Origin of the sequence: Kitasatospora nipponensis (genome assembly GCF_039528135.1) — a bacterium.
Taxonomy (GTDB): domain Bacteria; phylum Actinomycetota; class Actinomycetes; order Streptomycetales; family Streptomycetaceae; genus Kitasatospora; species Kitasatospora nipponensis.
The window spans coordinates 1-23339 of sequence record NZ_BAAALF010000135.1 but is presented as its reverse complement, the minus strand read 5'-3'; the positions used below and the strand labels follow the sequence as shown (position 1 = coordinate 23339).

Annotated in this window: 13 protein-coding genes and 1 pseudogene; 11 read left to right on the top strand and 3 right to left on the bottom strand. The window is 73.6% G+C overall.

The features are described from left to right. The first annotated feature begins 243 nt into the window (after nucleotides 1-243). Complete coding sequence (locus ABD323_RS28835) at nucleotides 244-1035, top strand: phosphatase PAP2 family protein (protein WP_344444925.1); 792 nt, start codon at nucleotides 244-246, stop codon at nucleotides 1033-1035. Nucleotides 1036-1132: 97 nt separating this feature from the next. Here ABD323_RS28835 and ABD323_RS28830 read toward each other — a convergent pair whose 3' ends face one another. Beyond that, the gene (locus ABD323_RS28830; RefSeq protein ID WP_344444924.1) at nucleotides 1133-1699 is read right to left on the bottom strand and encodes an acetate uptake transporter; all 567 of its coding nucleotides are present in this window, start codon (nucleotides 1697-1699) and stop codon (nucleotides 1133-1135) included. Nucleotides 1700-2128: 429 nt separating this feature from the next. Beyond that, nucleotides 2129-4669, bottom strand: a complete 2541-nt coding sequence (locus ABD323_RS28825; RefSeq protein ID WP_344444923.1) for a SpoIIE family protein phosphatase — start codon at nucleotides 4667-4669, stop codon at nucleotides 2129-2131. A gap of 512 nt (nucleotides 4670-5181) precedes the next feature. Here ABD323_RS28825 and ABD323_RS28820 point away from each other — a divergent pair. From ABD323_RS28820 to ABD323_RS28780, 9 genes are all read left to right on the top strand, one after another. Beyond that, nucleotides 5182-9735 carry a HAMP domain-containing protein gene (locus tag ABD323_RS28820; RefSeq protein WP_344444926.1) on the top strand — a complete coding sequence of 1518 codons (4554 nt, stop codon included), beginning with the start codon at nucleotides 5182-5184 and terminating at the stop codon, nucleotides 9733-9735. Between the two features lie 282 nt (nucleotides 9736-10017). Next, nucleotides 10018-10662, top strand: a complete 645-nt coding sequence (locus tag ABD323_RS28815) for a response regulator (RefSeq protein WP_344444922.1) — start codon at nucleotides 10018-10020, stop codon at nucleotides 10660-10662. 161 nt (nucleotides 10663-10823) lie between these two features. Next, nucleotides 10824-13562: a DNA translocase FtsK gene (locus ABD323_RS28810; protein WP_344444921.1), complete on the top strand. Its 2739-nt coding sequence runs from the start codon at nucleotides 10824-10826 to the stop codon at nucleotides 13560-13562. Between the two features lie 170 nt (nucleotides 13563-13732). Next, nucleotides 13733-14596: a helix-turn-helix domain-containing protein gene (locus ABD323_RS28805; RefSeq protein ID WP_425556193.1), complete on the top strand. Its 864-nt coding sequence runs from the start codon at nucleotides 13733-13735 to the stop codon at nucleotides 14594-14596. A gap of 97 nt (nucleotides 14597-14693) precedes the next feature. Further along, nucleotides 14694-16166 (top strand): 30S ribosomal protein S12 methylthiotransferase RimO, encoded by a 1473-nt coding sequence (rimO, locus tag ABD323_RS28800; protein WP_344444919.1) that lies wholly within the window; start codon nucleotides 14694-14696, stop codon nucleotides 16164-16166. After that, the gene (pgsA, locus tag ABD323_RS28795) at nucleotides 16163-16801 is read left to right on the top strand and encodes a CDP-diacylglycerol--glycerol-3-phosphate 3-phosphatidyltransferase (protein WP_344444918.1); all 639 of its coding nucleotides are present in this window, start codon (nucleotides 16163-16165) and stop codon (nucleotides 16799-16801) included. The genes rimO and pgsA overlap by 4 nt, the downstream gene beginning before the upstream one ends. After that, complete coding sequence (locus ABD323_RS28790) at nucleotides 16798-17310, top strand: CinA family protein (protein ID WP_344444917.1); 513 nt, start codon at nucleotides 16798-16800, stop codon at nucleotides 17308-17310. The genes pgsA and ABD323_RS28790 overlap by 4 nt, the downstream gene beginning before the upstream one ends. Before the next feature lie 195 nt (nucleotides 17311-17505). Then, the gene (locus ABD323_RS28785) at nucleotides 17506-17874 is read left to right on the top strand and encodes a helix-turn-helix domain-containing protein (protein WP_344444916.1); all 369 of its coding nucleotides are present in this window, start codon (nucleotides 17506-17508) and stop codon (nucleotides 17872-17874) included. Between the two features lie 142 nt (nucleotides 17875-18016). Then, nucleotides 18017-18244: a hypothetical protein gene (locus ABD323_RS28780; RefSeq protein ID WP_344444915.1), complete on the top strand. Its 228-nt coding sequence runs from the start codon at nucleotides 18017-18019 to the stop codon at nucleotides 18242-18244. Here ABD323_RS28780 and ABD323_RS28775 read toward each other — a convergent pair. Beyond that, the gene (locus ABD323_RS28775) at nucleotides 18173-22822 is read right to left on the bottom strand and encodes an ATP-dependent helicase (RefSeq protein WP_344444914.1); all 4650 of its coding nucleotides are present in this window, start codon (nucleotides 22820-22822) and stop codon (nucleotides 18173-18175) included. The genes ABD323_RS28780 and ABD323_RS28775 overlap by 72 nt on opposite strands. Nucleotides 22823-22973: 151 nt before the next feature. On the opposite strand from ABD323_RS28775, the pseudogene ABD323_RS28770 reads away from it, so the two are divergent. Continuing rightward, nucleotides 22974-23339, top strand: a pseudogene (locus ABD323_RS28770) (S8 family peptidase); the annotation flags it as partial.

Genomic DNA, 23339 nt, shown 5'->3' with positions numbered 1-23339 from the left:
TGGTACTGCAGGGGGGACCCTGTGGGAGAGTAGGACACCGCCGAACAATCATTCAAGAAAACCCCCTCCCGGGAAACCGGGCAGGGGGTTTTCTGCGTTTCCGAACCGGTTCGCTGTACCCTCTCAGCCAAGCAGTCCCGTCAGGCGGAGAGGCACACGGCGTTGCAGAACCTGACCCTTTCGTGGCAGAGCGCCGGAGCATCGGCAGGAGCGCTCCTGGCGGCCTCGTACGCGGTCCGGCGCGTGCTGCCGGCACGCCGCGGGCTCACCGCCGTGCTGCGGGAGGCCGGCACGCTGCTGGCGCTCTTCGCGCTCTGGCAGCTGGTCGGCCAGCTCTCGCTGATGAGCAGCGACCACGCCCTCGACCGGGCCGAGTGGATCCATCGCACCGAACTGCGGCTGGGGCTGCCGGACGAGGCGTCCTGGCAACGGGTGATCACGCCCTATCCGCTGCTGGTGCGGTTGGCGAACTACTACTACGCGGTCATGCACTTCGGCGTGATGCTGGTGGTGCTGCTCTGGGTCTTCCTGCGGCACCGCGCCCGGTACGCCTGGGTGCGGACGACCGTGGTGCTGGTGACGGCGGCCTGCCTGCTGATCCAGTTCGTCCCGGTGGCGCCACCGCGCATGCTGGCGGACCGCGGTTTCGTGGACCTCGCGACCCAGTACGGCCAGTCCGTCTACTCGGGGGGCATCGGCGGCCTGCACGCGGACGAGCTGTCGGCCATGCCCTCGGTGCACGTCGCCTGGTGCGTGCTGGTGGCGGTGGCCGTGATCACGGTGGCCCGCTCGCCCTGGCGGTGGCTGATCCTGCTGCACCCCGTGCTGACCGTCGCGGTGGTCGTGATGACCGCCAACCACTTCTGGGCGGACGGTCTGGTCGCCGTCTGGCTGCTGATGCTGGCGTACGCGGCGCAGTACGGCTGGCTCCGCCTGCGCCGGGCCCGCGCCGCGCAGCAGGCGTCGTCGCTGCCGGCCGGGGCGGCCGGCAGCGGGCAGCAGGAGCCCCGGAAGCAGTGGCCGGCCGTCCGGTAGCCCGGGAGCACCGTGCGGAAGAGGGCTGCCCGCGGGCGGGCCGGTGGGCGGGACCCGGGTTCGGGTCCCGCCCACCGTGCGTTCCGTGCTGTTGCTCCTACTTCATCGGCAGGGCCGCGCGACCCCAGGCGCTGTTGGTCAGGGCCGCGGTCGCCCAGTACCAGCTGACCAGCCCGGCCACCGCGCCGATCCAGCCGGCCGCCTTGACCAGCCCGCCGGAGCTGCCGAAGGTGCCGATCGCGCTGAGCAGCAGCGAGAGCGTCAGCAGCCCGTACACGCCGCGGCTGAAGAGCCCGGAGTTCCAGCTCGCCGCGGTCAGCGTCAGCGCGAGCAGCGTCCACAGGAGCAGGAAGAGGCCGGTGGCGTTCTTGCCGGCCGCGGCTCCGGCGCCCGCCGCCCAGGCGGCCCAGAAGGCGCCGAGCCCGGTGAAGGCGGTGCCGCTGAAGGTGTCGCCGGAGCGGAACTGCCAGAGGCCGGCGACGAACAGCGTCACCCCGCCGACCAGGTGGGCGAGGCCCGCGGCGCCGGCCACGTTGGTGCCGCTCAGGGTGCCGGTCTGCAGCAGGCCGTAGGCGAGGAGGGTCAGGCCGAGAGCGAGGTATCCGAGGGGACCCGCGTCGAGCGAGGCGGATCGGGCGTTGGCCCCGGTAGCTTCTGTGCTCACCGGAGGCTCCTTTCACTCTGTGGTCGGTTCAGGGGTGTGCGATGGCGCGGTGGAGCAGCTGCAGGGCTCGGCGGCCGTGCGGCTCGGTGGGGGCGGCGCGAGACGATGGGCGTGCGCGGCGCAGCGAGCGCCCTCGGCGGGAGCGGGCTTCGGCGGGCACGCTGCCGCGCGCGGAGGTGGGGTGGGGGTGAGGGCGGCGGCGGGTCGGCAGCCGTCGCGGTGGCCTGACCGGGGGCGTCCTGTGGGGAGGGCGCGGGCGGCGGCGGCCGGTGGGCGTCCCCGCAGCTCGGCTCCGGGGGCTGGTGCGCCGGGGGGAAACCCGGTCAGCTGGTGTCTACCCGCCGGCGGGCCGCTTGTACCCTTGTGAATCGTAGAATTTGTTCGTTTGTCAGCTGATCGACGATCAGGTTGTACCGCTTCGAGGCGGTGTCAGCCCGCGCGCTGCTCGGGAACGCGCAGCGCGATGATGGCCATGTCATCGGAGGGCGGCTCGGGAGCGAAGCGCTCGACGGCGCGTTGCACCCGGGCGGCGACCGCACCCGCGGTCAGACCGGTGCAGCCGGAGAGCACCTGGGCGAGGCCGTCGTCGCCGAGCATCCGCAGCCCCTCCCGGCGCTCGGTGACCCCGTCGGTCACGCAGAGCAGGACCTCGCCGGGCCGCAGCACCACCTGCTCGGCCGTCAGTTCCAGGTCCTCCATCACCCCGAGCAGCGGCTGCGGGCTGGCCGGGGCGTCGACCTGCCCGTCGGTGCGCAGCCGCAGCGGCAGCGGGTGGCCCGCGCAGACCAGGTTCAGCTCGGTGCACCCGTCGGGGCGGGGCGTCAGCTCGCCGTAGAGGAGGGTCAGGAAGCGGCTGCGGGAGCCCTGGTCGAGGATCGCCGCGTTGAGCCGGGTGAGGACCTGAGGGGCGCTCAGTCCCTCGCGGGCCAGCAGCCGCAGCGAGTGCCGGGCCAGCCCGGTCACCGACGCGGCCTCCGGACCGGTCCCGCAGACGTCGCCGATCGCGAAGCCGTAGGTGCCCTCGCGGATCGAGAAGAGGTCGTAGAAGTCGCCGCCGACCTCGTTGCCCTCGCCGGCCGCCTGGTAGTAGACCTCCACCTCGACGCCCGGGATCTTGGGCAGCTCCGGCGGGAGCAGGCTGCGCTGCAGGGCCTGGCTGGTGGCGGTGCGCTCCGAGTAGAGGCGGGCGTTGTCCAGGGCGAGTGCCGCCCGGCGGGAGAGGTCCTCGGCGAGCTCCAGGATCTCCTGGCGGAACGGCACGCCGGCCGCGGTGCCCAGGACCAGCAGCCCGATCACCCGGTTGCGGGCGGACAGCGGCAGCACCACGGTCTGGCCGATCAGGCCGGCGGGGTCGCCGGCGCGCAGCGCCCCGGCCGGCGCCGGCCAGTGCGTGGTGCCCGCGACGGCCACCGGGACCCCGGCGCGCTCCAGCAGGGCGCGCAGCCCGTCGATCCGGTCCTCGTCCTCGTGCAGCACGAAGGCGAGGTCGGCCGTGCTGCTCTGCTCCGCGATGGTGTAGACGGCGCACCAGGCGGCGAGGGTGGGCACCGCCATCTGGGCCATCAGGGCCAGGGTCTGACCGTGCTCCAGGGTGCCGGCCAGCAGGTCGGAGGCCTCGACCAGGAAGGAGAGCGCACCGCGGCGCAGCCGTTCCAGCTCGGCGAGGCGGGCGTTCTCCACCGTCAGGGCGATCCGGTCGGCCGCGAACTGCAGGCGCATGGCCTGCTCGTTGTCGTACTGGCCGGGGCGCTGCGCAGCGACGCCGAGCGAGCCGGTGAGCCGGCCCTCCACCTTGAGCGGCACGGTGATCAGCGAGCGCAGGCCGGTGCCGCCCAGCAGCGGGGCGGCGCCCGGGCGGATCGAGAGGTCCTCGTGGACGGCCGGCAGCCGGGCCGAGTCGTAGCGGCTGTGGCCGGAGTCGACCGGGATCCGGGCGTAGCGGTCGCGGCCGGCCGGCAGTCCGGTGGCCGCCCGGATCTCGAACTCGCTCTCGTCCTCGGTGGTCAGCAGCAGGTACGCGGCGTCGCCGTCGAGCAGGTCGCGGGCGCGCTCGACGGTCTGCTGCAGCAGGCCTGACAGGTCGTCGGCCGGCATGCCGTCGAGCAGCAGGTCCAGCGGCTGGGCGGGGGCGCCGTCGCGGCCGGCGGGCGCGGGACGGACGGGGGTGGCGAGGACCGCGTGGTCGCGTTCGCGGACCATCAGACAGAGCGTGGAGGGGGTGCCGGTGGCGTCCAGGACCCGTACCTGCGAACCGTAGACCTCGATGGTGCGCCGGTCGGAGCGGCGCACCCCGAAGGTGCCCTCCCAGCGGGCCAGGCGCAGCACCTCGGCCAGGTCGGCGCCGGGGGCCTGCGGCCAGACCACCTGGTCCGCCCAGGGCTTGCCGAGCACCTCGGTGGCCGGACAGCGGAAGAGGCCCTCCGCGTCGGCGTTCCAGGCGCGGACGATGCCGGTGTCGTCGACCTGGACCACGGCCACCAGGATCGGCCCGTCGGTGCTGGGCAGGACCTCGCCCGGTGCCTGCGGCAGCGCGAGCCGGGTCCCGGGCAGGGCGTGCTGCAGCGGCAGCCGGAACCAGACGGTCTTCTGGCCGGCCGAGTACTCCACGCCCCAGCGGCTGGAGAGTGCCGAGCACATCATCAGCCCGCGGCCGCCCTCGCCCTCGGCGTCCGCGAAGTGTTCGGAGACCGCGTTCCCGGCGATCGGGCCGGCGAAGGCCGGCAGGCCGCGCTCGGGGTGGCGGTCGGTCACCCCGATCTGGACCGAGTCCTCCTCGCGCAGGCAGCTCACCTCGGCGGCGGTCCCCGCGTGCACGACGGCGTTGGTGACCAGTTCGCTGACCAGCACGACCGCGTCGTCGACGACCTCGGGCAGCCCCCAGCTCAGCAGCGCGTCGCGAACGAAGCCGCGCGCGGCGGAGGCCGACCGGCCGTCCGGCTCGAAGGTGGCGGCTGCGCGCGCGGTGACCACGGGCTGCTTCTCCTCTGGTTCGGGTACGGCTGCTCGGCGCCCGGCTCCTACCGGCGCGGGAGCGCCTCCCGGATGGAACAGGCCGGGGCGAGGTGCAGCGCTCCACCCTACTTTCCGGCTGCCCACCCTACGTTCTGACTGGCTTCCCCGTGGCCAGGGGGCACCGAAACGGGCACCGGAGGGTGATTCTGCCCACGCCGGCAGGTCCCCATCCGGTATGGGCCCGGTCAAGCGGGCCTGCGCAGTCGGTCGGTGCTGTCAGACTGGGAGATCCGCAGGAGCCGCGCCCAGGGTCGCGGGAGGCGGACGGAAGCCAGTCGCGATGTGGGAGGGTCCCGTTGAGTTCGGCCACCAAGGACGCTGCCGGTCAGAGCACCACAGGTCAGAAGGGGGTGGCCGCGCGCGGCAGTCGGCCGGCGGCCGCACCGCGCGGCGCGGCCGGGCGCCGCTCGGGCCACAACCGCGGGGCCGAGCCGGCCGAGCTGCGCAAGCTGCTCGGCGCGCTCACCGCCATGCGCGACGGCAACTTCCGGCGCCGGCTCACCGTTCCGGGCGACGGACCGATGGCCGAGATCGCCGCCATGTTCAACGAGGTGGCCGAGCGCAACCAGCACCTCACCGGTGAGCTGGCCCGGGTGCGGCGGGCGGTCGGCCGCGAGGGGCGGCTCACCGCGCGCCTGGAGAACGGCGCGGGGGAGGGCGCCTGGGCCTCGGCGGTGGACAACTGCAACGCGCTGATCGACGACCTGGCCCGCCCGATGGCCGAGGTCGGCCGGGTGCTGGCCTCGATCGCCGAGGGCGACCTGGACCAGCGGATGGAGCTGCGCTCGGCGCAGCCGGACGGCGGCAGCCACCCGCTGCGCGGGGAGTTCCTCAAGGTCGGACGGACCGTCAACGGCCTGGTCGACCAACTCTCCGAGTTCACCGACGAGGTGACCCGGGTGGCCATCGAGGTGGGCACCGAGGGCAAGCTGGGTGGTCAGGCCCGGGTCCGCTCGATGTCCGGCAGTTGGAAGGACCTCGCGGACTCCGTCAACACCATGGCCGGCCGGCTCACCGCGCAGGTGCGCAACATCGCCGAGGTGACCACCGCGGTCGCCAAGGGCGACCTGTCGCACAAGGTCACCGTGGACGTGGCCGGCGAGATGCTCGAGCTGAAGAACACCGTCAACACGATGGTCGACCAGCTGAACTCCTTTGCCGCGCAGGTGACGCGGGTGGCGCGGGACGTGGGGACCGAGGGGCGGCTGGGGGGTCAGGCGCAGGTGCCCGGGGTCGCGGGGGTGTGGCGGGACCTGACCGACTCGGTGAACTTCATGGCCAACAACCTCACCGACCAGGTCCGCAACATCGCGCAGGTGACCACGGCGGTGGCCCGCGGTGACCTGTCGCAGAAGATCGAGGTGGACGCCCGGGGCGAGATCCTGGAGCTGAAGAACACCATCAACACCATGGTCGACCAGCTCTCGGCCTTCGCCGCGCAGGTGACGCGGGTGGCGCGGGACGTGGGGACCGAGGGGCGGCTGGGGGGTCAGGCGCAGGTGCCCGGGGTCGCGGGGGTGTGGCGGGACCTGACCGACTCGGTGAACTTCATGGCCAACAACCTCACCGACCAGGTCCGCAACATCGCGCAGGTGACCACGGCGGTGGCCCGCGGTGACCTGTCGCAGAAGATCCAGGTGGACGCCCGGGGCGAGATCCTGGAGCTGAAGAACACCATCAACACCATGGTCGACCAGCTCAGTTCGTTCGCGGACGAGGTCACCCGGGTGGCGCGGGACGTGGGGACCGAGGGCATCCTGGGCGGCCAGGCCAGCGTGCCGGGGGTCTCCGGCACCTGGAAGGACCTGACCAACAGCGTCAACCTGATGGCCAACAACCTGACCAGCCAGGTGCGCAACATCGCCGAGGTGACCACGGCGGTGGCCCTGGGCGACGTCTCCAAGAAGATCACCGTCGACGCCCGCGGCGAGATCCTCGAACTGGTCACCACCGTCAACACGATGGTCGACCAGCTCTCCGCCTTCGCCGACGAGGTGACCCGGGTGGCCCGCGAGGTGGGCACCGAGGGCATCCTGGGCGGGCAGGCCCGGGTGCGCGGTGTCTCGGGGATCTGGAAGGACCTGACCGACAACGTCAACTTCATGGCCTCCAACCTGACCAGTCAGGTCCGCAACATCGCCGAGGTGGCCACCGCGGTGGCCCGCGGCGACCTCTCCAAGAAGATCACCATCGAGGCGCAGGGCGAGGTGGCCGCGCTGGCCGGCACCCTCAACACGATGGTCGACCAGCTGAGCGCCTTCGCGGTCCAGGTGACCCGGGTGGCCCGTGAGGTGGGCACCGACGGCATCCTGGGCGGGCAGGCCGGCGTACCGGGTGTGGCCGGCATCTGGAAGGACCTGACCGACAACGTCAACCAGATGGCCAACAACCTGACCGGCCAGGTCCGCAACATCGCCCTGGTGATCACGGCGGTGGCCCGCGGCGACCTGTCGCAGAAGATCGACGTGGACGCCCGGGGTGAGATCCTGGAACTCAAGACCAGCATCAACACCATGGTCGACCAGCTCTCCGCCTTCGCCGACGAGGTGACCCGGGTGGCCCGCGAGGTCGGCACCGACGGGCGGCTCGGCGGGCAGGCCCGGGTGCCCGGGGTGGACGGCACCTGGCAGGACCTCACCGAGTCGGTGAACGAGCTGGCCAACAACCTGACCCGGCAGGTGCGCGCGATCGCCCAGGTCGCCACCGCGGTGACCCGCGGCGACCTGAGCCTGCGGATCGACGTGGACGCCTCCGGTGAGCTCGACGAGCTCAAGGACAACATCAACCAGATGATCGCCAACCTGCGCGAGACCACCCGCACCAACCAGGAGCAGGACTGGCTGAAGACCAACATGGCCCGCTTCTCCGGGCTGCTGCAGGGCCGCCGCGACCTGGAGGCGGTCGCCTCGCTGATCATGAGCGAGCTGACCCCGGTGGTCTCCGCCCAGCACGGCGCCTTCTTTCTCGCCCAGCCGGCCGGCCGCACCGCCGAGATGCTCACCGAGGACGACGACGAGATCGACACCGTGCTGCGCCTGATCGGCAGTTACGGCTACCAGCGCCGCTCGATGCCGACCACGTTCCGGCCCGGCGAGTCGCTGGTGGGCCAGGCCGCCCTGGAGAAGCGGCCGATCAGCCTCACCGAGACCCCGCCCGGCTACCTGCGGATCTCCTCCGGCCTCGGCGAGGCCTCGCCCGCCCACGTGGTGGTGCTGCCCGTGCTCTTCGAGGGCCGGCTGCTCGGCGTGATCGAGCTGGCCACCTTCGCCTCCTTCACCACCGTCGTGCTGGACTTCCTCAACCAGATCGCCGACCTGATCGGCGTGACGGTCAACACCATCAGCGTCAACACCAAGACCGAGGGCCTGCTGCTGGAGTCCCAGCGGCTGACGGCCGAACTCTCCATGCGGTCGGCTGAGTTGGAGGCCCGCCAGGAGGAGCTGGAGCGCACCAACGAGGAGTTGCAGGAGAAGGCCGAGCAGCTCGCCCAGCAGAACCGCGACATCGAGATCAAGAACAGCGAGATCGAGGAGGCGCGCAAGGTCCTGGAGGAGCGCGCCGAGCAGCTCGCCCTGGCCTCGCGCTACAAGAGCGAGTTCCTCGCCAACATGTCGCACGAGCTGCGCACCCCGCTCAACTCGCTGCTGATCCTGGCCAAGCTGCTCTCGGACAACAACGAGGGCAACCTCTCGCCCAAGCAGGTCGAGTTCGCCGACACCATCCACGGCGCCGGCTCCGACCTGCTCCAGCTGATCAACGACATCCTCGACCTCTCCAAGGTCGAGGCGGGCAAGATGGACGTCCGCCCGGCGAAGATCGCGCTGGTGCAGCTGACCGACTACGTGGAGGCGGCCTTCCGGCCGATGGCCGCGGACAAGAACCTGGACTTCTCGGTCATGGTCTCCGCGGAGCTGCCGCCGACCCTGCACACCGACGAGCAGCGGCTGCAGCAGGTGCTGCGCAACCTGCTCTCCAACGCGGTGAAGTTCACCGACAGCGGCGCGGTGCGCCTGGGCATCCGGCCGGCCGGGCCGGACGTGCCGCAGCACGTGCGCGAGCAGTTGCTGGAGTCGGGCCAGATCGACGACCCGGACGCGCGGCTGGTCGCCTTCTCGGTGACCGACACCGGCATCGGGATCCCCGGCAACAAGCTGCGGGAGATCTTCGAGGCGTTCAAGCAGGCCGACGGCGGCACCAGCCGCAAGTACGGCGGCACCGGCCTGGGCCTGTCCATCAGCCGGGAGATCGCCCGGCTGCTGGGCGGGGAGATCCACGCCGAGAGCGAGCTGGGCGAGGGCAGCACCTTCACGCTCTACCTGCCGCTGCGCAGCGAGGCGCCCGGCATCTCGCTGGAGCGCGGCAACGGGTCCGCGGCGCTCGCGGCCGGCGCGGCGCGGGGGGCGGTCCCCGCGCCCGGTGGGCCGCTGCGGGCCACGGTCAGCGTCACCCCCACCGGCCAGCCGGTGCCGGTGGGCGAGAACCCGGCCGACCACTGGGCGCAGGAGGTCCGCGAGCTGGCCCAGGAGCGCCGGCGGGACGCGGCCGAGCGGCGGCGGGCGGCCGCGGCCGAGCCGGTGCCAGCCGCGCGCAGCGAGGAGCCGCCGGCGCCGCGCTCCGGGGCGGCACCGCAGTTCCAGGGCCGCTTCGACGGCGAGGAGGTGCTGATCGTCGACGACGACGTGCGCAACGTCTTCGCGCTGACCAGCGTGCTGGAGCAGTACGGCCTGACGGTGCTGTACGCGGAGAACGGGCGCGAGGGCATCGAGGTGCTCGAGCAGCACGAGCACGTGGCGCTGGTCCTGATGGACATCATGATGCCGGAGATGGACGGCTACGCGACCACCGAGGCGATCCGGCGGATGCCGCAGTTCGCCGGCCTGCCGATCATCGCGCTGACCGCCAAGGCGATGAAGGGAGACCGGGAGAAGAGCATCGAGGCGGGTGCCTCCGACCACGTCACCAAGCCGGTGGACACCGATCACCTGCTGTCGGTGATGCGCCAGTGGCTGGGGGCGCGCGCGTAACGCCCCGGGCCCCGGACATCGGCGTTTACTGGCGGGCCGTACCGGGAACCCGCTAGGGTCACTCATCGTTGCGAACAGTAACCGGATGGCGACGGTGCGCAGGCCGGCCGAGGGTCGGCGGTGCGCCCGGCCCTCTGGTGCGGCAGGTGCGCCGAGGACCTGTTGCGACCATCCGATAGGGCTGGGCAAGGGGGTGCGGCTAGCATGACCGGGTCAGTGGCAGGCGGTACACGGGTGCCGGCGCGCGGAAAACAGCCGGGCTATCCAGCAGGAGGGCGGGTCGTGGTGCAGAAAGCGAAGATCCTCCTGGTCGACGACCGGCCGGAGAACCTGCTCGCCCTGGAGGCGATCCTCTCCGCCCTCGACCAGACGCTGGTGCGGGCGGTCTCGGGCGAGGAGGCGCTGAAGGCGCTGCTCACCGACGACTTCGCGGTGATCCTGCTGGACGTTCAGATGCCCGGCATGGACGGCTTCGAGACGGCCGCCCACATCAAGCGCCGCGAGCGCACCCGGGACATCCCGATCATCTTCCTGACGGCCATCAACCACGGCCCGCACCACACCTTCCGCGGCTACGCGGCCGGGGCGGTGGACTACATCTCCAAGCCGTTCGACCCGTGGGTGCTGCGCGCCAAGGTCTCGGTCTTCGTGGATCTCTACATGAAGAACTGTCAGCTGAAGGAGCAGGCGGCGCTGTTGCGCCTGCAGCTGGAGGACGACCGGCAGGGCCGGGACTCCGCGGAGCCGCTGCTGGCGGAGCTGTCCGCGCGGCTGGCCTCGGTGGAGGAGCAGGCCGAGGCGCTGACCAAGCAGCTGGACGACTCGCCGGAGGCGGGGGCCGCCGCCACGGCCGCGCACCTGGAGCGCAAGCTGGTGGCCCTGCGGGCCGCGCTGGAGGCGCTGCGGCCCGGTGCCGCCCCGGCCTGACCCCGCGTCGCGTCCGGGCCGCCCGGTGACCTCGGCCGCTGTGGGCCGCCGGAGTGAACCCGTCGCCCGTTGACGGTGTGTCGGCGGGCGCTACGACACGCGCGGGGCATTGCGGTCGGTCACATGTCCACCGTCGTGGGCCGCCGGTAGGCTCTGGTGCCATGGCCACACGTACGCCCGGCAGCGCGGCACGCAAGTCCACTCCGGGACCGGCGAAGAAGGCTCCGGCCAGGAAGCCCTCCGGCAAGGCCGCGGCCAAGCCGGCCCCCGCCAAGGCAGCCGCCGCCAAGCCGGCCGCGAAGCCCGCCGCGGCCGCCAAACCGCCCGCCGCCCCCGCCGCTCCGGCCGCGCCCCAGCGCCAGCCGATACTCTTCCGCGCCGTGCGCGCGTGCTGGCTGGGGCTCGCGCACAGTGTGGGCGCGGTCTTCCGCGGGTTCGGCCACGGCGCCAAGGGCCTGCACTCGGACCACCGCCGCGACGGCGTGGCGCTGCTGCTGCTGGCGCTCGCGCTGGTGACCGCGGCCGGGACCTGGTTCAGCCCGCAGGGCTGGCTCGGCGCCGTCGCCACCAGCGTGGTCAGCGGGCTCTTCGGCCGCCTCGACGTCCTGGTCCCGCTGCTGCTCGCGGTGCTCGCGATCCGGCTGATGCGCCACCCGGAGCTGCCGGAGGCCAACGGGCGGATCGCGATCGGCCTGAGCGCCCTGGTGATCGGCGTGCTGGGCCTGGTGCACATCGGCTGCGGGGCGCCCGGCATGCAGAGCGGCGCCACCCGGATCCGGCAGGCCGGCGGCATCCTGGGCTGGGCGGCCTCCACTCCGATGATGGCCGCCGCCGGCCCGCCGCTGGCCGTCCCGCTGCTCCTGCTGCTGGCCTTCTTCGGCCTGCTGGTGGTCACCGCCACCCCGGTCAACCGGATCCCGGAGCGGCTGCGGCTGCTGGGGGTGCGGCTCGGCGTGGTGGAGCCGGCGTTCGTGGACGAGGCGGACGCCTTCGAGGGCGAGTACGCCACCGGGGAGCGCGAGTTCTCCACCGAGCCGCCGGAGGACGCCGACCCCGACGCGCTGCCCTACACGGTCGAGGGCGACGGCTCGCAGGACCCCGACGACGAGATCGGCGCCCGCCGGCGCCGGCGCGGGCGCCGCAAGCAGGTGGACGAGCCGGAGCTGGCCACCGCCGTCCCCGACATGTTCGTCAAGGACCCCTTCCACACCCGGGACCTGGCCGCCGGCGTGGCCGCCGACCTGGACGGCGCGCTGCTGCACGGCGTGCCGGCCTCGCCGGCGGTGGCCAGCATCATGCACCAGGTGCAGGACCGCACCGCCCCGCCGGAGGAGCCCGCCGTCCCGCCCGCGCGCACGGCCGCGCCCGGCGAGCCGGCCGCGCCCGGGGAGCACACCCCGGCCCCCGCCCGGATGGAGCAGCTCCAGCTGCCCGGCGGCGGCAGCTACGCGCTGCCCCCGCTGGACCTGCTGGAGCGCGGCGCCCCGGGCAAGACCCGCAGCAAGCTCAACGACGACGTGGTCGCCCAGCTCACCTCGACCTTCGCCGAGTTCAAGGTGGACGCCAAGGTCACCGGCTTCACCCGGGGCCCGACGGTCACCCGCTACGAGGTGGAGCTCGGTCCGGCCGTCAAGGTCGAGCGGATCACCGCGCTGGGCAAGAACATCGCGTACGCGGTGGCCAGCGCGGACGTGCGGATCATCAGCCCGATCCCGGGCAAGTCGGCGGTCGGCATCGAGATCCCCAACCGGGACCGCGAGATGGTCAACCTCGGCGACCTGCTGCGCTCGCGCAGCGCCGCCGAGGACACCCACCCGATGGTGGTCGGCATGGGCAAGGACGTCGAGGGCCACACGGTGCTCGCCAACCTGGCCAAGATGCCGCACATCCTGGTGGCGGGCGCGACCGGCGCGGGCAAGTCCTCCTGCATCAACTGCCTGATCACCTCGGTGCTGGTCCGCTCCACGCCGGACGAGGTGAAGATGGTCCTGGTCGACCCCAAGCGGGTCGAGCTGACGGCCTACGAGGGCATCCCGCACCTGGTCACGCCGATCATCACCAACCCCAAGAAGGCGGCCGAGGCGCTGCAGTGGGTGGTGCGCGAGATGGACCTGCGCTACGACGACCTGGCGGCCTTCGGCTTCCGGCACGTGGACGACTTCAACGCCGCGGTGCGCTCCGGCAAGCTCACCGCCCCGCTGGGCAGCGAGCGCGAGCTGCGGCCGTACCCGTACCTGCTGGTCATCGTCGACGAGCTGGCGGACCTGATGATGGTGGCCCCGCGGGACGTCGAGGACTCGGTGGTGCGCATCACCCAGCTGGCCCGCGCGGCCGGCATCCACCTGGTGCTCGCCACCCAGCGGCCCTCGGTGGACGTGGTGACCGGTCTGATCAAGGCCAACGTGCCCTCCCGGCTGGCCTTCGCCACCTCGGCGATGACCGACTCCCGGGTCATCCTGGACCAGCCCGGCGCGGAGAAGCTGATCGGCAAGGGCGACGCGCTCTTCCTGCCGATGGGCGCGAGCAAGCCGGTCCGGATGCAGGGCGCCTTCGTCACCGAGGCGGAGATCGCGGCGGTCGTCCAGCACTGCAAGGACCAGCTGGCCGCCACCTACCGCGAGGACGTCACGGTGGGCGGCGGTCCCCGCAAGGAGATCGACGAGGAGATCGGCGACGACCTGGACCTGTTGATCCAGGCGGCCGAACTGGTGGTCTCCACCCAGTTCGGGTCGACCTCGATGCTGCAGCGCAAGCTGCGGGTCGGCTTCGCCAAGGCGGGGCGGCTGATGGACCTGATGGAGTCGCGTGGCATCGTGGGGCCCAGCGAGGGGTCCAAGGCGCGCGACGTCCTGGTCACTCCCGACGAGCTCGACGGAGTGCTCGCGGTCATCCGCGGGTAGGCCTTCGACCGGCTGACCCTGAAGGGGTGTCAGTGGCCCCGCCGGGGCCGCCGGCGCCCGCCCGGCAGGGGTGCGCGTTCGGTCGAACTCCGGTTGAGAAACGATTCGCCTGCACCCCTAGACTGTTCTTCCAGTAGGTGGCCTCCGCTCGAAAGGCGCGCCCAGTGACCATCGGCAAGTCATCCCACCGAGACAACCGCCGATCCTCCGCCGCTCCGTCCGGCACCGAGCCCGGCGCGGCCGGTCCGCCGCAGGACGACGTCCCGAGCATCGGCCGGGTCCTCGCCGACGCCAGGCTCACCGCTGGGCTGACGGTCGATGAGGTGAGCGCCGGCACCCGGGTCCGGGTGCCGATCGTGCACGCCATCGAGGAGGACGACTTCAGCCGCTGCGGCGGCGACTTCTACGCGCGCGGGCACCTGCGCTCACTGGCCAAGGCGGTGGGCGCCGACGGCGAGGCGCTGGTGGCCCGCTACGACGCCATCCACGGCACCGCGCCGGTGGTCCTGGCGCCGGTGGCCACCCTGGACGCCCGGCGGATCAGGGTGGACCGGCGCGGTCCGAACTGGACCGCCGCGATGCTGGTGGCGATCGTGGCCGTGGTCCTGCTGATCGGCTTCAACCTGGTCAGCGGCAAGCCCGGCAAGGTGTCGGCCGGCGCGGCCAGCTCCCCGCTGCCCAGCGTCGCCGCCTCGCAGCCCGCCTCGCCCAGCACCACCGCCCAGCCGCCCGCGCCGGCCCCGAGCGTGGCGCCCATCGCCGCGGCGCCGGCCGACAAGGTCACCGTCAAGCTGGTCGGCGAGGGTGGCAGCAGCTGGGTCTCCGCGGTGGACGGCGGCGGCAAGTCGCTCTTCCAGAACAACCTGGACGACGGCAAGGACCAGACCTTCACCGACACCAAGCAGATCAAGCTGGTGATCGGGAACGCGGCCGCCGTGCACCTGTACGTCAACGGCAAGGACCTCGGTCCGGCGGGCAAGGACGGCCAGGTGGTGCACCTCACCTACACCCCCGGGGACCCGCAGGCCGGCTAGCCCCCGCCGGGGTCGTGGGGCCCCCGGGATCGCCGAAACGTCGCCGCGCGGCCTCCGGGGGAAACGGCACCGGGGGCCGCGCGTTAATCTTGGCCCTATGCCTGAACGCCGTACTGTCGCCCTTGTCACGCTCGGATGCGCCCGCAACGAGGTGGACTCCGAGGAACTCGCCGGGCGACTGGAGGCCGATGGCTGGCTGCTGGTCGACGACGCGACCGATGCCGACGTCGCCGTGGTCAACACCTGCGGCTTCGTCGAGGCCGCCAAGAAGGACTCGGTGGACGCCCTGCTGGAGGCCAACGACCTCAAGGGTCACGGCCGCACCCAGGCCGTGGTCGCGGTCGGCTGCATGGCCGAGCGCTACGGCAAGGAGCTGGCCGACGCGCTGCCGGAGGCCGACGGGGTGCTCGGCTTCGACGACTACGCCGACATCAGCGACCGCCTGCAGACCATCCTCTCCGGCGGCTCGCACGCCCCGCACCTGCCGCGCGACCGCCGCAAGCTGCTGCCACTCACCCCGGTCGAGCGCCAGGCCGCGGCCGCCGCGGTGGCCCTGCCGGGCCACGGCGCCCCCGAGGACCTGCCGCAGGGCGTGGCGCCCGCCTCCGGGCCGCGCACCCTGCGCAAGCGCCTGGACGACAGCCCGGTCGCCTCGGTGAAGCTGGCCTCGGGCTGCGACCGCCGCTGCTCGTTCTGCGCCATCCCGGCCTTCCGCGGCTCCTTCATCTCCCGCCGGCCAGCCGACGTGCTGAACGAGGCCGTCTGGCTGGCCGAGCAGGGCGTGCGCGAGGTGGTCCTGGTCAGCGAGAACAACACCTCCTACGGCAAGGACCTGGGCGACATCCGCCTGCTGGAGACGCTGCTGAGCGAGATCGCGGCCGTCCCCGGGATCGAGCGGGTCCGGGTCAGCTACCTGCAGCCGGCCGAGATGCGCCCGGGGCTGATCGAGGCGATGACCGGCACCGCCGGGGTCGTCCCGTACTTCGACCTCTCCTTCCAGCACTCGGCCCCCGCCGTGCTGCGCCGGATGCGCCGCTTCGGCAACACCGAGCAGTTCCTCGACCTGCTCAGGACCATCCGCGAGCGGGCCCCGCAGGCCGGTGCGCGCTCCAACTTCATCGTCGGTTTCCCGGGCGAGAGCGAGGCGGACTTCGCCGAGCTGGAACGGTTCGTCACCGAGGCGGGCCTGGACGCGATCGGCGTCTTCGGCTACTCCGACGAGGACGGCACCGAGGCCGCGACCTTCGAGGGCAAGCTCCCCGAGGACGTGGTGGCCGAGCGGCTGGCCACGCTCTCCAAGCTGGCCGAGGAGCTCACCGCGCAGCGCGCCGAGCAGCGGATCGGCAGCGAGGTCGAGGTGCTGGTCGAGAGCATCGAGGACGAGGACGAGGGCGGCGCCGTGCTGGGCCGCGCCGCCCACCAGGCACCGGAGACCGACGGGCTGACCACCCTCACGGGTGTCCCGCAGGCCCGGGTCGGCCAGTTCTACCGGGCCCGCGTGATCGCCTCCGAGGGAGTCGACCTGATCGCCGAGGCGATCGAGCTCGTGCGTCCGGCGGCCTCGGTATGACCGGGGGGCCGGGCAGTCCGGCAGCGGCCCGCCCGGCCCGCGCAGGGGCCGTACGGGCGGCGGAGCCGTCGCTGTGGAACATCGCCAACCTGCTGACGATGCTCCGCCTGGCCCTGGTGCCGGTCTTCGTGGCACTGCTGCTGGCCGACGGCGGGCACAACCCCAAGTGGCGGGCGGTGGCCTGGGCGGCCTTCGCGGTGGCGATGATCACCGACCTGTTCGACGGCGAGATCGCCCGTCGCAAGGGTCTGGTCACCGACTTCGGGAAGATCGCGGACCCGATCGCCGACAAGGCGATCATGGGGGCCGCGCTGATCGGCCTGTCGGTCCTGGGGGACCTGCCCTGGTGGGTCACGGTGGTGATCCTCGCCCGTGAGGTGGGCATCACCCTGATGCGCTTCTGGGTGATCCGCTACAGCGTGATACCGGCCAGCCGGGGCGGGAAGATCAAGACGCTGACCCAGGGCATCGCGGTCGGCATGTACGTGCTGCCGCTGACCGGCCTGCTGGCCACCGGGCGCGCGGTGCTGCTGGGGGTGGCGGTGGTGCTGACCGTGGCCTCCGGCGCCGACTACGTGGGCCAGGCCGTCCGGCTGCGCCGGGAGGGGCTGGCCCGGGAGAGGCAGGGCCGATGACCGAGTACGTCCCGCTCGCCGAGCGGGTGCACGCCGAGCTGCGCGGCCTGGGCGCCACCCTGGCGGTGGCCGAGTCGCTGACCGGCGGCCTGCTGGCGGCCCAGCTGGTGGACGTCCCCGGTGCCTCGCAGACCTTCCGCGGTTCGGTGACGACCTACGCGACCGAGCTGAAGGCCTCGCTGCTGGGTGTGGACGAGGGGCTGCTGGCGGTCCACGGTCCGGTTCACCCGGTGGTGGCCCGGCAGATGGCCGAGGGCGTGCGCAGGCTGCTGGGCGCCGACTTCGGTCTGGCGACCACCGGGGTGGCCGGTCCGGAGCCGCAGGGCGGGCAGTCGGTGGGCACAGTACACCTCGGGTTCGCCGGTCCGGGCGGAACTCTCACGAGATCGCCCCGGCTGTCGGGGGACCGTGCCACAATCCGACGAACGGCCGTTTCCGGAGCCCTGGAGCTCTTCCTGGACCACGCACTGGTCCTCGGGGGCGTGGCCGGGACCACACGCTTCCACTGAACAACGGCTGAACAGGCAGAATCGGGGGAAGCTGTGAGTACGAGGGGCGTGCCTGCCCCCGGGGCGGGAACAACAGGGGAGGGCAGAGGCTTGCAGCCCAGAGTGAACACGACCACGGTCCCCGCACGCGACGCGGGCAAGGCGGTACGGTGGGGACGTGACATCTCGATCCGCAGTCCGAGGAGGGAGCCACCGATGATCCTGCTCCGTCGCCTCCTGGGTGACGTGCTGCGTCGGCAGCGCCAGCGCCAGGGCCGCACACTACGCGAGGTGTCGGCCGCCGCCAGAGTCTCGCTCGGATACCTGTCCGAGGTCGAGCGGGGGCAGAAGGAGGCCTCCTCCGAGCTGCTCTCCGCGATCTGTGACGCGCTCGACGTCCGGATGTCCGAGGTCATGCGCGAGGTGAGTGACGAACTGTCGCTGGCCGAGCTCGCCGCGATGGCCGCGCTCTCCGAGGGCGACCTGCTGCGTCCGGTGCTCGAGCCGGTCCAGCTGCCGGCCCCGGGCGAGCGGATGAGCTCGATCACCCCGAAGGCCTCGGCCGTGGACGTCGTCGCCGCCTGACCTCGACCCGCAACCACTGGGGGGCTGAGAGAAGGAGTCGCGAGTGCACCGCTGCACGACCGGCGGTGCCCCGGGCCGAATAGGCCGGGGCAACCGATCCCGCACTCTCCTCTCACACGGTCCGCGCCGTCTGGCGTCGGCCGTGCTGCTGATCACCGCATCGTGCGGGGTGGCGAGCCGGCTACCGGTGGACGGTGTCCACCCCGGTACGGTGCTCGCCCTGCTCACCCTCGGCGGCTGGACGCTGGGGGTGCTCCCGGTGCACAGCAACCGGTGGCTGACCGGCCCCGAGCGCCGGCTAGCCGCGCAGCCGCAGCCCGCGCGGGGTGGCGTGGAAACCCCCGGCCTCCAGGAGCGCACCCAGTACTGAGCCCAGGGCCGGCTCGCCGTTGGCCCGCTCCACCGTCAGGCCGCTGAGCAGACCGCGCCGGACCGCGCCGGCCAGGGCCTGCACCGCCTGCGTCAGCTGCTCGCCCCGCTCGGCGGGATCGGCCCAGCAGAGCATCGACTTGCCGCCGCGCTCCAGGTACAGCGCCAGCTCGCCGTCGACCAGCACCACCAGCGCGCCGGCCTTGCGGCCCGGGCGGTGCGCCCCGCCCTGTTCGCCCGGCAGCGGCGGCCAGGGCAGCGCCGAGCCGAACGCGTTGGCCGGATCGGCCGCCGCGAGCACCTGCACCGACGCCTCGCGCCCGGTGGCGGCGCCGGCGCCGGGCCACTCGCCCGCACCGGCCCGCTCCAGCGTGCCGCTCACCGAGCGCAGCCGGTCCACCGCCCCGTCCATCGCGAACTGCGCCCCGCCCAGCCCCTCGACCAGGTAGCCGCGGCGGGCCCGGCCGCGCTCCTCGAAGGCCGAGAGCACCCGGTAGAGCGCCGCGAAGCCGCCCTGGATCCGCTCGGCCGCCACCGTGCCGCGGGTCAGCACGCCGTGGCGGTCCAGCAGGTCCTGGGCCTGGGCGGCCGCGCCGGCGGTCGGCTCGGCCGGCTGCGGCAGCAGGGACCAGCGGCCGGCCAGCGTCGGGTCGGCCGGCCGGGCCGGGGTACGGCCGAGCCCGCCGTAGCGGCCCCGGGGCACGGCGCGCGGCGCGCGGTGGGCGGTGGCACCGGCGGTGCGGCCCGAACCGAGCAGGGCGCGCACCGGGCCCAGCGTGTCGTTGGTGATCCGACCGGCCCAGACCAGGTCCCACAGCGCGGCGGCGAACTCGGGCTCGGGCGGGTCCGGCAGCTGCTCGCACAACTGGCGCACGGTCAGGCCGTACCCGCTGGCCAGCGCCGCCAGCAGCGCCTCGTGCAGCGGGGTGGGGGTGAGCGGCAGCGGGTCGGGGCGCAGCAGGTCGGCGTTCTCGGTCAGGTGCAGGCTGATCCAGCCGTCCTTGCCGGGCAGCGCGCCGGCGCCGGCCCAGCCGATCGCGCCCTCGGCCATCAGGGTGTCCAGCAGGGCGGGCCGGTAGTCGCTCAGCCGGCCGGGCAGCACCAGCCGCTCCAGCGCGGAGGCCGGCAGGGCGGCACCCTGCAACTGCTCCACGACGCGGAACAGGCCGTCCTCACCGCGCAGCTGGTGGCCGCTCAGGTGCTGCCACTGCGGCAGGAAGGCGGCGAGCGCGCGGGGTGGCACGGCCTCCACCTCCTGGCGCAGGGCGGCCAGCGAGCGGCGGCGCAGCCGGCGCAGCACCTCGGCGTCGCACCACTCCGGCTCTCCGGTGCCGCCCGCCTCGGCCGGGCGGAACTCGCCCTGGACCAGCCGCCCGGTGGCCGTCAGCCGCTGCAGGGCGCCGCTGACCACCGCGGCGCCCAGACCGAAGCGGGCGGCGGCCTGCGGCGCGGTGAACGGGCCGTGGGTGCGGGCGTGCCGGGCCAGCAGGTCGCCGAGCGGGTCCTTGACCGGCTCGGTGAAGGCCTCCGGGATGCCGACCGGCAGCGGGGTGCCCAGCGCGTCGCTGAGCCGGCCGGCGTCCTCGATCGCGGCCCAGCGCGGCTCGCCGGCGATCTTCACCTGGATCGCCCGCCGGGCCTCCTGCAGCTGCCGCGGCCAGTGCTCCTCGGCGCCGCGCTCGGCCAACTCGGCCGCGCCCAGCGGTCCCAGCAGGCGCAGCGCGTCGGCGAGGCCCTCGGCGTCCTTGATCCGGCGCTCGGGGGTGAGCCGTTGCAGCTCGGCCTCCAGCTCGGCCAGCACCGCCGGGTCGATCAGCTCGCGCAGCTCGGCCTGGCCGAGCAGCTCGGCGAGCAGCCGCGAGTCCAGCGCCAGGGCGGCGGCGCGGCGCTCGGCGAGCGGGGAGTCGCCCTCGTAGAGGTACTGGGCGACGTAGCCGAAGAGCAGCGAGCGGGCGAACGGGGAGGGTTCGGGAGTGGTGACCTCGACCAGCCGCACGGCGCGCGACTCGAGGTCGCGCATCAGCTCGACCAGGCCGGGGACGTCGAAGACGTCCTGGAGGCACTCCCGCACCGCCTCCAGCACGATCGGGAAGGAGCCGAACTCGCCGGCCACCTGGAGCAGCTGGGAGGCCCGCTGGCGCTGCTGCCAGAGCGGGGTGCGCCGGCCCGGGCTGCGCCGGGGCAGCAGCAGCGCGCGCCCGGCGCACTCGCGGAACCGGGAGGCGAAGAGCGCCGAGCCGCCGACCTGGTCGGTGACCAGCTGTTCGATCTCGGCCGGGTCGAAGAGCGCGGCGTCCGCGCCGACCGGCGCCTCCTGCTGGGCGGTGCCGGTGGCGCCCTCGATCGGGAAGTCGAGCAGGTCGACGTCCGGCAGGCGCAGCACGATGCCGTCGTCGCCGTGCATCACCTGGGGGTCCAGGCCGTGCCGCTCGCGCAGGCGGGCGCCCAGCGCCAGCGCCCAGGGGGCGTGCACCTGGGCGCCGAAGGGGGAGTGGATGACGATCCGCCAGTCGCCCAGCTCGTCGCGGAAGCGCTCGACCACGATGGTGCGGTCGTCGGGCAGGTGGCCGGCGGCCTGGCGCTGCTCGGTCAGGTAGCCGAGCAGGTTGCCGGCCGCCCAGTCGTCCAGTCCGGCGGCCAGCAGCCTGGTCCGGGCCTCGGGCTCGGGCAGGCCGCCGAGCTCCCGGACGAAGGCGCCCAGCGCCCGGCCCAGCTCCAGCGGGCGGCCGAGCGAGTCGCCCTTCCAGAACGGCAGCCGGCCCGGCACCCCGGGGGCGGGGGTGACCATCACCTTGTCGTGGGTGATCTCCTGGATCCGCCAGGAGCTGGTGCCCAGCGTGAAGACGTCGCCGACCCGGGACTCGTAGACCATCTCCTCGTCCAGCTCGCCGACCCGCCGCCCGCCCTCCTTCTTGCCGGGCTTGTCGTCGGAGCCGACGATGAAGACCCCGAACAGGCCGCGGTCGGGGATGGTGCCGCCGGAGGTGACCGCCAGGCGCTGGGCGCCGGGGCGGCCGGTGACGGTGCCGGCCACCCGGTCCCAGACCAGGCGCGGGCGCAGTTCGGCGAAGGCGTCCGAGGGGTAGCGGCCGGCCAGCATGTCCAGCACCGAGTCGAAGGCGGACTGCGGCAGGCCCGCGAAGGGGGCGGCCCGGCGCACCAGCGCCAGCAGCTCCTCGACGTCCCAGCTGTCGAGCGCGGTGATCGCCACCAGCTGCTGGGCCAGGACGTCGAGCGGGTTGCGCGGGGCCCGCAGCGCCTCGATCCGCCCGGCCCGCATCCGCTCGGTGACCACCGCGGACTGCACCAGGTCGCCCCGGTACTTGGGGAAGACCACGCCGGTGGAGACCGCGCCCACCTGGTGCCCGGCCCGGCCGACCCGCTGCAGGCCGGAGGCGACCGAGGGCGGTGACTCCACCTGGATCACCAGGTCGACCGCCCCCATGTCGATGCCCAGCTCCAGGCTGGAGGTGGCGACCACGGCCGGCAGCCGGCCGGCCTTGAGCTCCTCCTCCACCAGGGCGCGCTGCTCCTTGGAGACCGAGCCGTGGTGGGCCCGGGCGAGCACCGGGGGCGCGCCCCTGGCGACGCCGGACTCGGCCATCAGCTGGGCCGGGGTGTGGTGCTCGGGCAGCGCCTCGCCGGTGGCCCGCTCGTGGGCGATCTCGTTCAGCCGGTTGCACAGGCGCTCGGCGAGCCGGCGCGAGTTGGCGAAGACGATGGTCGAGCGGTGCGCCTGGACCAGGTCGACGATCCGCTCCTCGACGTGCGGCCAGATCGAGGAGCCGCGGGCCGGGTCGTCGGCGGCGGGCGCGGGGGAGAGCTCGGCGAGGTCGGCGACCGGCACGACCACCGAGAGGTCGAAGCGCTTGGTGGAGGGTGGTTGGACGATGGTGGCGCCGCGCAGCGGCGAGAGGTACCGGGCCACCTCCTCGACCGGCCGGACGGTGGCCGAGAGCCCGATCCGGCGGGCCGGGCGCTCCAGCAGCTCGTCCAGCCGCTCGAGGCTCAGGGCCAGGTGGGCGCCGCGCTTGGTGCCCGCCACCGCGTGCACCTCGTCCAGGATCACCGTGTCGATGCCCCGCAGCGCCTCCCGGGAGGCGGAGGTGAGCAGCAGGAAGAGCGACTCGGGGGTGGTGATGAGGATGTCCGGCGGGTGGCTCTGGAAGCGCCGGCGGTCGGCGGCGGGGGTGTCGCCGGAGCGGATGCCGACCTGCACCTCGGGCTCGGGCAGGCCCAGTCGCACCGCGGCCTGCCGCAGGCCGGTCAGCGGGGCCCGCAGGTTGCGCTCGACGTCCACCGCGAGGGCCTTCAGCGGTGAGATGTAGAGGACCCGGCAGCGGCGGCGCGGGTCGGCCGGCGGCGGGGTGCTGCTGAGGTGGTCGAGGGCGGAGAGGAAGGCCGCGAGGGTCTTGCCGGAGCCGGTGGGGGCGACCACCAGGACGTCGGCCTGCTGGCGGATGGCTGCCCAGGCGCCGGCCTGGGCGGTGGTCGGCCGGTCGAAGGCGGCCTCGAACCAGGCCCGGGTGGCCGGGGCGAAACCCGCCAGGGGGTCGGAAGGGAGCTGGTCGTCCGCCATGTCCCCATGGTGCCCGGTCGCACTGACAGCGGGCCGCGCGCCCGGCTGATGCCGTGCCGCCGGATGGCGGGGGGATTCCTCTTACAAATGGTCAGATCAGACATTCCGCTCATATGGTGATGATTCGTGCTCGAGGAGCGGAGGACTCGCCATGGCCGAGGTGCGGCTGGTCTCCCGGCGGCCCCGCCGGTGCCGGGTCCGACCGCTGCGCACGTCGGCGGCGGTGCTCGCGGCGGCCCTGCTGCTGGGCGGCGCGGTGCCGTACGTGTCGGGAGGCGACCGGGCCTACCTGAGCTACCTGGTGCTCGCCGACCGGCTGGACGCCCAGGGTGCCGCGGCCGCCGGGGACCAGGTCGGCGCGCTGGGCGGCCGGGTGGTGCAGGGGTACCCGCAGATCGGCGCCGTGCTCGCGTACGCCGCCGACCCCGCCTTCGCGGGTCGGCTGCGCGCCCGCCCGGGCATCGCGGCGGTCGGCGCCACCCGGACCGCGCCGGTGCCCGGCCTGCCGGACGGCCTG

Coding starts and splice junctions, on each gene's coding strand:
- pgsA (WP_344444918.1), top strand. CDS start 16,163: ATGACCGGGGGGCCGGGCAGTCCGGCAGCGGCCCGCCCGGCCCGCGCA.
- ABD323_RS28790 (WP_344444917.1), top strand. CDS start 16,798: ATGACCGAGTACGTCCCGCTCGCCGAGCGGGTGCACGCCGAGCTGCGC.
- ABD323_RS28785 (WP_344444916.1), top strand. CDS start 17,506: ATGATCCTGCTCCGTCGCCTCCTGGGTGACGTGCTGCGTCGGCAGCGC.
- ABD323_RS28775 (WP_344444914.1), bottom strand. CDS start 22,822: ATGGCGGACGACCAGCTCCCTTCCGACCCCCTGGCGGGTTTCGCCCCG.
- rimO (WP_344444919.1), top strand. CDS start 14,694: ATGCCTGAACGCCGTACTGTCGCCCTTGTCACGCTCGGATGCGCCCGC.
- ABD323_RS28820 (WP_344444926.1), top strand. CDS start 5,182: ATGCGCGACGGCAACTTCCGGCGCCGGCTCACCGTTCCGGGCGACGGA.
- ABD323_RS28810 (WP_344444921.1), top strand. CDS start 10,824: ATGGCCACACGTACGCCCGGCAGCGCGGCACGCAAGTCCACTCCGGGA.